This is a genomic window from Flavobacterium psychraerolatum, assembly GCF_025960985.1.
Taxonomy (GTDB): Bacteria; Bacteroidota; Bacteroidia; order Flavobacteriales; family Flavobacteriaceae; genus Flavobacterium.
In genome coordinates, this window is sequence record NZ_JAOQMX010000069.1 from 1 (window position 1) to 12,641 (window position 12,641).

Here is a 12,641-nt window from a genome sequence, read left to right on the forward strand (position 1 = left end):
AACTTCTCTTCTAAACTCCATTTCTTGTATTTCATATCTCAAATGTACTATTTGAAATTTAGAATATCACTCTGAACTTATAAGGGGCTAAAATAGTAGCAATCTACATCCTATTTAATTCCTCATTTAAGTGTTGAAAAGAACAAAGATGATAAGTGTACTAACATTCACAATTATTAGTTTTGCAAAACTTTATGCAAAAGTATTATCCCAGCAATTTCCTCGTCAACTTATACTATGCATTATTTTTCTATAATAAATAAATAGTTTTGTCATTTAATTATATGCATAATTGGCAACTCTGTCTGAATCAAAAACAAATCAATATGAACTTAAACTTCATAAATTTGGTTGTCTGAATTAAAGTCTGCATGTTATTAGCGTCAATTACGAAGTTATCATTATTACTTTTATTCGGATTTTAATCATGCTCCAAATATTGATTTACCATTTAATTTGTAATAATACCTGTACTGCAATACCCAAAACCTATTGCCCAATAATGTTCTGCCTCAATATCTTTTTTTAAAATCTGGAAGCTCACTTCATACATGTCTTGAAGAACGTCCTTTCATAGATTTAACCAAATAATTAATATCTTGAAAAGGTCGTTTTTAAAATGTGCATGTGAACATGATCATTTGAGACAACCGCTTTTAATTATTCAACTTATTTACATTCAAGCATATGCATTAAAATAGTTCTACAGCGAATTTTTATATCTCCCTGAAAAACTGCATATCTTTATTTTATTGAACAAACCTTATAAACAATTAATATCGATACTATATATACATTTATTCCTTGAAAATCCATATTTCACATGTGCATTTTTAGAAACTAAAGTTGAAATGCACTAAAGTGCATAGTTTTACCTTTTTTCGGGATCAATAAAATATTCCAAAAAGTTATAAATAATATGAGGCATTTTTTATAGAAAGTATCACAAATAAATAGAAGGTATCGATTTGGTTATATAGAAACATTATTCGAATGTTCTTAGAACCAATATTTAGGATTAATATTCAGTCACAATAATAGGGGCATTATTATAATCTTGATAATATCACAAAATAAAGCAGTTTAAATAAAGAAGCATTATGTGGTAAAAACATCTTCAAAAGTATTAGTCCCTCTTAATAAAATACCGACCACACAATAAATATTTTCTAAAGATTTATTTACAAGTAATTGGTCGTCTTGAATTTATTAAAATCAAATAACTAAAATATTGAATAATTAAATAATATTTATTGTACCTTGTAATAAATAAACCATTTTAAATTTAGTTACCCTATTAGTTACCCCAATTTAATTACCACTTAGCAAAGCTTTATATTTATTGGTATTTTCATAAAGGTCGCGGAGCCTCTTTCTCCGCAAAACCCGAAACTTTCGTTTCGGGTTTTTTTATTTTAAACCAAATTGACAAATAATTGTCTTTCTGATAAAATATTTAAAATCTAGATCTTTTAACAAACCAAGAACAACTGTTCACAAAAAACGAGCTAACTCTAGAGACCAATAAACAACAACAGCAACCACAATATAAATTTTTAATCTCACACCCTGTATCTCAATGGTATTTTCCAATTCCCAAACTACATCAACATAGGTGTATAATATAGCTTTTTAAGAGCCTCACCAGCAATCCAACTGATTTAATTCTAATTACTCCTAAATAAACATAAGTAATCAAAGTGTATTTCAATGTACCGTTAAAAAAATAGTAGTTAAACAGGCTATTCAAATAAAATATTTTACCCTAGCATTTTATTTTTAGGTTTAAATAGTCCAATATCATTTCTACTCATAAGCAAAAACAAGTTGAATTTCAATAATACGAAACAACAGAAAACGTAAGAAATATAAAATAATAAGTACTTATTTCTACTTAAAGTATAAAAAAAAGCACAAATTATTTGCAAAACAATAACAATCTCGTATATTCGAGTCGTATTAACAGGTGAATATTAAAAAAAAGTACTTCTATCTATTATTCGAATAACACCAACAAGCTTAACCATTGATATTACAAAAAAAATATACAATACCAAAACAACTATAATAACCAATAAAAATGCCTAAGAAATATTCTAAGGCATTTTTTTTTATTTCACGTCCCTAACAGACATAGCGATATCCAAAAAAAACTCATCATCCGAACAATCGAACATTTTAACAAAAAAAAACAACAAACAGTAGTGTTCACCTGTAATTTATTCGGGGTTAACAGACAGGTTTATTGTGGAAAAATTTAAAGCGTTCAAACGGTTTCATTGGTTATGGTAATTAGAAATTTCATACCAAGATTAGGTACCAAAAAAACATACATTTGTTATTAGACGAGTTTATATAATGAAAATTGGTAGATATAAATTATTTGAAACACTCAAGGATTAATCACTTATTAATCGAACTAAAATGCAGTTATCATATAACAACTAATTCATATTATCATTTAAAATAACACCAAATTCAAATTCTTAACTTAAAAACAAATAGATCCAATCAAGTTTGGTTTTTTGATATAATATACATTGAAAAAAGAGAGAAACCGTATTACAACCCTAAAGATGGATATATAGCAAAGTGAAGTTAAGAAAACGCCTTTAATACACCATTCAAACAGAGGACTGTATTATTACGCTAATGATTACCAAAACATCCTAAGTTAAAATAGAATACTACCAAGTATAACACAAAACTCTGATCCATAAGAAAATGAAGTAGCTGAAAAAATAAATGGAATTTTAAAACAGGAAAATATGATTGATAAATACAATCATGATTTGAAAATCAGGAAGAAAATCGTGAAAAATCAATTGATAAATATATAATTAACTACAACCCTATTTTTCTAATTATATTCTAACACCGAATTAAATGCACTTACAGAATTAAAAGAGAACATATAAAACAAAAAACACTTGCAAAAATGTTCTTGCAAGTGTTTAATTAATTATTTTAAATCTAATAATCCTTATCGTTTATTTAGGACTAGACAAATTATTTTACGACTGAAAATTCACATCAAATACATAGTCAGTTTCTGTAGACAATTCGTCTGTTGCAAGTTTTTTATAATTTAGGCTTTCCATAATATACTCATTTAGCTCCTCATTCAAAGAGTTTGTTTCCAAAACAACAATCTGGTTGTTCGAATTAATTCGAATTTTTACTTTTACAATAGTAGCATTTTCCAATTGAGCTTCAGACGAACTAGGAGCCAAAAGCACCGACAACTCATTATACACTCTAGAATATGTTTTTTTGGGTTTCATAGCACTAGCAGACATCACTACAGTACACAATAACAAAACATATACGATTGATGCGGTTACTTTCTTCATAATTTCTTTCTTTACGTTTTACTTTCTTTCTTTTTTCGAATCAAAAGTACAGTCTTTCTAAACAACATAAATCATACCTGGAAGGACCTTAACGCAATGGTAAAATGAATCTAATTGTTTCAAAAATGAGTTATATAATTTTATCCAATTAAAAATAGACGCTTACCATTTTTTTTGATAATAATTTTAATAATTAGCATGAAATATAATCTTCCAATAAGAATTAAACACACAAACAATAGCTCAACTAGTTAACACTGTGATAACAATACAAATCAAAAAAACCGAAGTTAGTATAAAACAAAAAAAAACCTGAGCTTTCACTCAGGATTTTCATTATGTAAAAACTAGCAAAACACTAGTTATAAATTATGTTTCAATTAAGAAAGTGCTTTTTTCACTTGGTCAGCTGCTTCTTGAAATTCTACAGCAGATAAAATTGGCATACCTGAATTATCAATTAATTCTTTTGCAATTCCAGCATTAGTTCCTTGCAAACGTACAATAATTGGCACTCTAATAGCATCTCCCATGTTTTTGTAAGCATCAACAACCCCTTGAGCAACACGGTCACAACGAACGATACCACCAAAAATGTTAATCAAAATTGCTTTTACGTTTGGATCTTTCAAGATGATACGGAAAGCTGTTTCAACACGTTTAGCATCAGCAGTTCCACCAACGTCCAAGAAGTTAGCAGGCTCAAAACCAGCATATTTAATTAAATCCATAGTAGCCATTGCAAGACCTGCACCGTTTACCATACACCCAACAGTACCGTCAAGATCTACATAATTCAATCCTACTTCTTTAGCTTCCACTTCGATTGGATTTTCCTCACGAACATCACGCATTTCAGCAATCTTCACTTGTCTGTATAAAGCATTATCATCGATATCAACTTTAGCATCAACAGCCAAAATCTTATTATCAGAGGTTTTTAATACTGGATTAATCTCAAACATTGAAGCGTCAGATCCGATATATGCTTTGTATAAAGCATCGATAAATTTCACCATTTCTTTAAGAGCATTTCCAGAAAGCCCTAAGTTGAAAGCAATTTTTCTTGCTTGAAAACCTTGTAATCCAACAGCTGGATCAACTTCTTCTGTAAAAATTAAATGTGGTGTATGTTCAGCAACTTCTTCAATATCCATTCCACCTTCAGTAGAGTACATAATCATATTACGACCTGTACCTCTATTCAAAAGTACGGAAACATAAAATTCAGAAACTTCAGTTTCACCAGGGTAGTAAACATCCTCGGCTACTAAAATTTTGTGAACTTTTTTTCCTTCAGCTGAAGTTTGAGGAGTTACCAATTGCATTCCAATGATTTGTTCTGAAATCTCAGCAACTTGCTCTAAGTTTTTAGCCAATTTTACTCCACCACCTTTTCCACGTCCACCTGCGTGCACTTGTGCTTTGATAACATGCCATCCAGTACCGGTTTCAGCAGTTAATTGTTTTGCAGCAGCAACAGCTTCAACTGCGTTATTAGCAACTATTCCGCGTTGGATGCGAACTCCGTAGCTTGCTAGAATTTCTTTACCTTGATATTCGTGTATGTTCATAATATAGATTTTATCTGGACTCTGAATTTGTTTCAGAATAAATAAGTGGCACAAAAGTAACAAAATACATTCTAAGTGAGAAATATTTTTAAAATTTAAAAATCATTTATTTCAGAACAAATGTTAAAAAAAAAGAAAACGATTTATATCACTGAATTCGAAAAAAATTTAACAAAAACTAAACACTATAACGTTCGAAAATTCGTAAAAAAAAACTTGAATTTTGTCACAAATTGACTAAAAATGCCTTTTAATAACAATTATAATTATCAATTTACCAATACATCGCTCAAAAAACCGACTTATTGACAATTATCGCTTAATTTTATGATTTTATTATAAAAATATAGCTTAAACCACGTTTTCAGTTCAATATATACAATGAAATCTTTATTTTTGTAAAAAAAATTATCAAGCATGAAACTTAAAGAACAAGGCCTTTATTTGCCAGAATTCGAGCATGAAAACTGTGGAGCTGGTTTTATTTGCAACCTTAAGGGGGAGAAAACGAATCAAATTATACATGACGCATTAGAAATTCTCGTAAAACTAGAGCACCGTGGTGGTGTTAGTGCTGACGGAAAAACAGGAGATGGAGCAGGACTTTTGATTGACATACCACATGAGTATTTCAACAGAGTATGTGATTTCACACTACCTGCGGCACGTGAGTATGCAGTTGGAATGGTGTTTTTGCCAAAAATCAAAAACCAATACGTTTTCTGTAAAGACATATTTGAAAAAGAAATCAAAGAACAAGGTCTTACCATTTTGGGCTGGAGAGAAGTTCCTGTAGATTCTACTCAATTAGGTGAAATTGCTTTGGCTTCTGAGCCAGCAATTGAACAATTATTTATTGGAAAAACAGATATTATTGACGAAGCTACTTTTAAAGCTAAATTATATGCTGCACGTAAAATTGCAGAACATGCTATCATCAATTCAAAAATTTCGCAAAGCGATTATTTTTACGTACCAAGTTTATCTACTACAACCCTAATTTACAAAGGTATCATTATGCCTGAGGATATTGGGCCTTATTATACTGACTTACAACAAACAGATTTAGTAACTCGTTTGGCGTTGGTACACCAGCGTTTCTCTACCAATACAATGCCTACATGGGAATTGGCTCAACCTTTTAGATACATGTGTCAAAATGGGGAGATCAATACTTTGCGTGGTAACGTAAGTAGAATGCGTGTACGTGAAGAAATTATGAAAAGTGAGGTCTTTGGACCGCAAATCGAAAAATTATTCCCAATCATTTTACCAGGTAAGTCAGATTCTGCTTCTATGGATATGGTGGTTGAGTTGTTAACACATACAGGACGATCGTTACCAGAAGTAATGATGATGATGATTCCTGAAGCATGGGAGAAACATAAAACCATGTCTGATGAAAGAAAAGCATTCTACGAATACAATGCTTGTATCATGGAGCCATGGGATGGACCTGCTTCTGTACCTTTTTGTGACGGTGACTACGTAGGAGCATTATTAGACCGTAATGGTTTGAGGCCTTCACGTTATACAGTAACAAAAAGTGGTAAATTAATCATGGCATCAGAAATTGGTGTTGTAGAAGTTGACCCTGCAGATGTTGAAAGCCATGGTAGATTAGAGCCAGGAAAAATGTTCTTGGTAGACATGAACGAAGGTCGTATCATCAATGATATGGAAATCAAAAGCAAAATCGTTTCTGAAAGACCGTATCAAGAATGGTTGAATCAGTACCGTTTGAACTTAAAAGATGTTCCTACAACAACAATTGCTTGTCCTATAGAAACAATCGATTTAAAAACAAGAGAACGTTTATTCAATTATACACTTGAAGATATTCAAGAAATGATTGTACCAATGGCACAAGCTGGTAAAGAAGCTTTGGGTTCTATGGGAATCGATACTCCTCTTGCAGTATTGTCGGACAGACCACAATTAATTCCTAATTACTTCAAACAATTATTTGCTCAAGTTACCAATCCACCTTTGGATGGTATCCGTGAAGAAATTGTAACAGACATTAGTTTGGCTTTGGGTCAGGACAGAAACATTTTTGATATTTCTAGCAAACAATGTAGAAAATTAAGAATTCAAAATCCAGTAATTTCTAATGATGATTTAGAAAAAATTAGAAATATCTCCGTTGATAATTTCAAATCAGAAACTATTGAAATTCTTTACGCTAAAGATAAAGGATTGAATGGTTTAGAAAATGCTTTGGAAAATATTATTATCCAAATTACAAAAGCAGTTGAAAGAGGAACAAATCTGATTATCTTATCAGATAGAGGCGTTAACAAAGACTTCGCTCCTATTCCTGCCTTATTAGCTTGTTCTTATGTTCAACATCAAATGAACCGTTTGCGCAAGCGTTCGTATTTTGATATGATTATCGAATCGGCAGAACCACGTGAACCACATCATTTTGCTACCCTATTTGGTTATGGAGCAAGTGCTATTAACCCTTATATGGTTAACGAAATCATTCGTGTGCAAGTACAAGATGGTTTCATTACAGGTATCAGTGAACAAAAAGCGGTTGACAACTTCAACAAAGCAATTGGATCTGGTATTTTGAAAATCATGAACAAAATTGGAATTTCTACGTTACACTCGTATAGAGGATCTCAAATTTTTGAAATTGTAGGTTTCAATTCTAAATTTGTTCAAAAATACTTTCCTTATACAGCTTCAAGAATTGAAGGTATTGGATTGTATGAAATCGAAAAAGAAATTAATGAAAGATATCAATACGCTTATCCAGATGTTTTAGTTCCAAGTCGTTTAGGATTAAACATTGGAGGAGAATACAGATGGAGACGTAATGGAGAACGTCATATGTTCAACCCTACTACTGTTGCTAAATTGCAGCAAGCAGTACGTTTGAGTGACCAAGATAGTTATAATTTGTATGCCAAAACGGTAAACGATCAAGCTACAAGTTTGATGACTATCCGTGGTCTATTCGAATTTGACAATCTTGACCCTATTCCATTGGATGAAGTAGAACCTTGGACAGATATCGTAAAACGTTTTAAAACGGGAGCGATGTCATACGGTTCGATCTCTAGAGAAGCACATGAAAACTTAGCTATTGCCATGAACCGTATTGGAGGGAAATCCAATTCTGGTGAAGGTGGAGAAGATAGAAAACGTTTCCAACCAGATGTAAATGGTGACAGTCGTAACTCGGCTATCAAACAAGTAGCATCAGGACGTTTTGGAGTAACTTCTCACTACTTATCTAGTGCAAAAGAGATTCAAATTAAAATGGCTCAAGGTGCAAAACCTGGAGAAGGTGGACAATTACCAGGTGAAAAAGTATTGCCTTGGATTGCAGAAGCTCGTAACTCAACTCCATTTGTTGGATTGATTTCGCCTCCACCCCACCACGATATTTACTCAATTGAAGATTTAGCACAATTAATCTTTGACTTGAAAAATGCTAACAGAGAAGCTCGTATCAATGTGAAATTGGTTTCTGAAGTTGGTGTAGGTACAATTGCTGCTGGTGTTGCAAAAGCAAAAGCAGATGTTGTATTAATTGCGGGTTATGATGGTGGAACTGGAGCATCTCCATTAACATCGTTGAAACATGCAGGTCTTCCATGGGAACTTGGATTGGCAGAAGCACAACAAACTTTAGTATTAAACAACTTAAGAAGTCGTATCGTTGTAGAATGTGATGGCCAATTGAAAACAGGACGTGACGTAGCTATTGCTTGTCTATTAGGTGCTGAAGAATTTGGTTTTGCAACTGCTCCACTTGTAGCATCTGGTTGTATCATGATGCGTAAATGTCACTTGAACACTTGTCCAGTGGGTATTGCAACTCAAGATAAAACATTGCGTAAAAACTTTAAAGGAACTCCTGAGCACGTAATTAACTTCTTCTACTATGTTGCAGAAGAATTAAGAGCGATCATGGCTTCATTAGGTTTCAGAACCATGGAAGAAATGATTGGGCAAACGCACAAAATCAATTCCAACAAAGCAATTACACATTACAAAGCAAGAGGTTTAGACTTATCTTCTATCTTACACAGACCAGATTCTTATAAATATCTAACGGTAAGAAACACAGAAAAACAAGATCATAACTTAGAGAATGTTTTGGATTTCCAAATCTTGAAAGATTCACACCGTGCTTTATACAGAAAAGAAAAAATGACATTGGATTACCCAATTACTAACATCAACCGTTCGGTAGGTGCAATTGTAAGTAATGAAATTTCAAAAATATACGGTCACTTAGGATTACCTGAGGATACTTTAAACATTAACTTCACTGGTTCTGCAGGTCAAAGTTTGGGTGCATTTAGCGCACACGGACTGACATTTACTGTAGATGGAAATACAAATGATTATTTAGGTAAAGGATTATCCGGAGCTAAATTAATCATCAAGAAGCCAGCTACTGCTACTTTTGTAGCCGAAGATAATATCATCGTAGGAAATGTTTGTTTATTTGGAGCTGTTGAAGGTCAAGCTTACATCAACGGTATTGCAGGAGAACGTTTTGCAGTTCGTAATTCTGGAGCTACAGCAGTAGTTGAGGGTGTGGGAGATCATGGTTGTGAGTACATGACTGGTGGTAAAGTAGTTGTTCTTGGTAAAACAGGAAGAAACTTTGCAGCAGGAATGAGCGGAGGTATCGCTTACATTTATGACCCAGAACACAAATTCAAAAATGGTCTTTGTAATACGGAGACAATTGAATTTGAAACAATAGAAGGAGAAGAAGCAGAAGAATTAAAACAGTTAATTGAAAAACATGTCCTTTATACAAACAGTACTAGAGGAACTGATTTATTGAAAGATTGGAATGTAAGCTTAGAAAATTTTGTAAAAGTAATGCCTACTGAATACAAAAAAGCCTTGAAGCGTTTAGAGACTGAAGAACAAATGGTAGAAGAATTAACAGCATAATACAATGGGAAAAGTAACAGGTTTTAAAGAATTCGAAAGAATAGATGAATCATACACAGCAGTTGAAGAACGTGTAGGACATTATAAAGAATTTACAGTTCCTTTGAGTGAAGCTGATATTACAAAACAAGGATCACGCTGTATGGATTGCGGGATTCCGTTTTGTCATAGTGGATGTCCGTTAGGGAATTTAATTCCAGATTTCAACCACATGGTTCACCAAGGAGAATGGCAAAAAGCATCTTGGATATTACACTCTACAAATAACTTTCCTGAATTTACAGGACGTTTGTGTCCTGCACCATGCGAAAAAGCATGTGTATTAGGTATTATTGAAGAGCCAGTATCTATTGAAAACATAGAAAAAAATATCGTTGAACGCGCTTTCAAAGAGGGATGGATTAAACCACAACCTCCAAAAGAAAGAACTGGAAAAACAATCGCGGTTGTTGGTTCAGGACCAGCCGGATTGGCTGCGGCACAACAATTGAACAGAGCAGGTCATACTGTTACTGTTTTTGAAAGAGACAATGCAATTGGTGGTTTATTACGTTACGGAATTCCAAATTTCAAAATGGAAAAAGGAATTATCGACAGACGTGTAGCAATCCTTGAAGCAGAAGGAATCATCTTCAAAGTAAACACTAATGTAGGTGTGAACTATGATATCAATGACTTAAAAGCATTTGATTCTATCGTACTTTGTGGTGGTGCTACAGAAAGAAGAGGCTTACCTACTCCAGGTGCAGATGCAGATGGTGTAGTACAAGCAATGGATTTCTTGACACAACAAACAAAAGTAGTTTTTGGTGAAACTATCGAAAACCAAATTATGGCTACAGATAAAGATGTAATCGTAATTGGTGGTGGAGATACAGGATCTGACTGTGTGGGAACTTCAAACCGTCATGGTGCGAAATCAGTGACCAACTTTGAGATCATGCCAAAACCTCCAGTAGGAAGAAGCGAAACGACTCCATGGCCTTACTGGCCTTTACAGTTAAAAACATCTTCTTCTCACAAAGAAGGAGCTGGTAGAAACTGGTTAATTAACACCAAAGAATTTGTAAAAGATGCTTCTGGTAAATTAATCGCTTTGAAAACTGTAAATGTAGAATGGAAAATCGTTCCAGGACAACGTCCAGAATTGATCGAAATTGAAGGTACAGAGAAAACTTGGCCATGTGACCTAGCTTTATTAGCACTTGGTTTTACTGGTCCAGAGAAAACTTTGGCAGAGCAATTGGGATTGAAAACTGATTTTAGAAGCAACTATCAAGCTACTAATTACCAAACAAATGTACCGAATGTATTTACTGCGGGAGATATGAGAAGAGGGCAATCTTTGATCGTTTGGGCAATCTCTGAAGGTCGTGAGGCTGCAAGAGAAGTAGATTTGTACCTAATGGGACATACAAACCTACCAACAAAAGAAGGTGGTGACTTACCAGGTGTACAATAAGTACGCTACAAACATAGTGTTAAAAAGGCTGTCTATTTTTAGACAGCCTTTTTTGTTATAAAGCATTAACAAATGGAGTAAATCTAGTAAAATCATTTGGGCGTGCCCCGCTGAAAAAAAGCGGGTCGGGCTATACATTGCAAGTCCTCAACAAGTTCCGCTATCGCTACACTTGTTTGCGGGCTTTTCATTGCTATCCCTCACGCAAATCACACTAACACAAGAGACTAGTTTACAAAAAAAAGTATAGAACAAAACTGTATTAAACAAAATAATTTGACCTTCAAACACACTACTATTTTTCCTAATTTAGCTTCTCAGAATATTTCAAAAAAAATCCGATGATCATTTTTTTATTTCAGCTATAAATTATGCAGGTTTAGAAAATTAATCAGAAATTGTTTTCCTTATTTGTTGTAGTTTCCAATTGGAATGGGCACGGATTGCAAATCATAAGTGTTCGAAACCTTATTTAGGTTTGAGAATATCATCAACTTGATTGGGATTTCCTCCACATTTTTCTACTATATCTTTGATTATTAGCACCTCTAATTCATTTGCAAATTTTAGTTTTGGTATTTTATATCCTTTTAATTCATTTAACTTCTTATAAACAGTCAAAAGTATTGCTGTAATTAATGTCATGTACATTACAACTCTAATTCCATTTGTATTTCTAGTGATCAAATGACTAAAATTCAAATTCTGTTTGATAAATTTAAAAAACACTTCAATTTCCCAACGTTGTTTATATATGTCAGCTATTTCTTTAGAAGATAATTCTTTACTATTACTTAAAAAATAAAAAACTTCTTCAGTTTCTTTTTCTTTGGCAATAATTAGACGTAAAAACTTTTCAGTTCTTTTACTTCTTTTATCAAATAATCTTACTTGTAAATCTTGTTCAATAATTAATCTTTCGGTTTGATTCTCGAGAATATCTAATTTTTTTATTGTTTCAAAACGGGCATAATTATTAAGACGAGTTACAAAAACTAACTCTTTATTACTAAACTCATCAAAGGTAGATCTAGCTTGAAGACCTCTGTCAAAAACTAAAATATTATTAGCACTTAATGGACATTCATTTATCAATTCTCTTAATGCAAAATCTTCTGAAAGAAATTGTTGTTCCGTAAATATTTTTGAATGAATTGGCACATTTGAAAATGCCATACTAAATTTTATATATTTCTTGTCTCCCTTTTTATTAAGTTTCATTCCATTTATTTTAGCCCCTTATAAGTTCAGAGTGATATTCTAAATTTCAAATAGTACATTTGAGATATGAAATACAAGAAATGGAGTTTAGAAGAGAAG

At 32.7% G+C, this 12,641-nt stretch carries 5 protein-coding genes; 2 read left to right on the top strand and 3 right to left on the bottom strand.

Features of this window, described 5'->3' with window-relative positions; translation table 11 throughout:
- Positions 1-3,014: 3,014 nt before the first annotated feature.
- Together M2326_RS16870 and sucC are read right to left on the bottom strand one after the other, a co-directional pair.
- Positions 3,015-3,353, bottom strand: coding sequence for a hypothetical protein (locus M2326_RS16870; protein WP_264620720.1), 339 nt, complete (start codon positions 3,351-3,353; stop codon positions 3,015-3,017).
- Positions 3,354-3,733: 380 nt separating this feature from the next.
- Positions 3,734-4,927: an ADP-forming succinate--CoA ligase subunit beta gene (sucC, locus tag M2326_RS16875; RefSeq protein ID WP_264620721.1), complete on the bottom strand. Its 1,194-nt coding sequence runs from the start codon at positions 4,925-4,927 to the stop codon at positions 3,734-3,736.
- 417 nt (positions 4,928-5,344) lie between these two features.
- Here sucC and gltB point away from each other — a divergent pair, with 417 nt between their 5' ends.
- The gene (gene gltB / locus M2326_RS16880) at positions 5,345-9,859 is read left to right on the top strand and encodes a glutamate synthase large subunit (RefSeq protein ID WP_264620722.1); all 4,515 of its coding nucleotides are present in this window, start codon (positions 5,345-5,347) and stop codon (positions 9,857-9,859) included.
- A 4-nt stretch (positions 9,860-9,863) separates the two neighbouring features.
- Positions 9,864-11,321, top strand: a complete 1,458-nt coding sequence (locus tag M2326_RS16885; protein WP_264620723.1) for a glutamate synthase subunit beta — start codon at positions 9,864-9,866, stop codon at positions 11,319-11,321.
- Between the two features lie 468 nt (positions 11,322-11,789).
- Here the strand turns inward: M2326_RS16885 and M2326_RS16890 are convergent, their stop codons facing one another.
- Entirely contained in the window at positions 11,790-12,542 is a 753-nt protein-coding gene (locus tag M2326_RS16890; protein ID WP_264620724.1) for a transposase, read from the bottom strand.
- Positions 12,543-12,641 lie beyond the last annotated feature (99 nt).

Excerpts from the sequence above, each read along its gene's own strand:
- M2326_RS16870 (WP_264620720.1), bottom strand. The coding sequence starts at position 3,353 with ATGAAGAAAGTAACCGCATCAATCGTATATGTTTTGTTATTGTGTACT.
- sucC (WP_264620721.1), bottom strand. The coding sequence starts at position 4,927 with ATGAACATACACGAATATCAAGGTAAAGAAATTCTAGCAAGCTACGGA.
- gltB (WP_264620722.1), top strand. The coding sequence starts at position 5,345 with ATGAAACTTAAAGAACAAGGCCTTTATTTGCCAGAATTCGAGCATGAA.
- M2326_RS16885 (WP_264620723.1), top strand. The coding sequence starts at position 9,864 with ATGGGAAAAGTAACAGGTTTTAAAGAATTCGAAAGAATAGATGAATCA.
- M2326_RS16890 (WP_264620724.1), bottom strand. The coding sequence starts at position 12,542 with ATGAAACTTAATAAAAAGGGAGACAAGAAATATATAAAATTTAGTATG.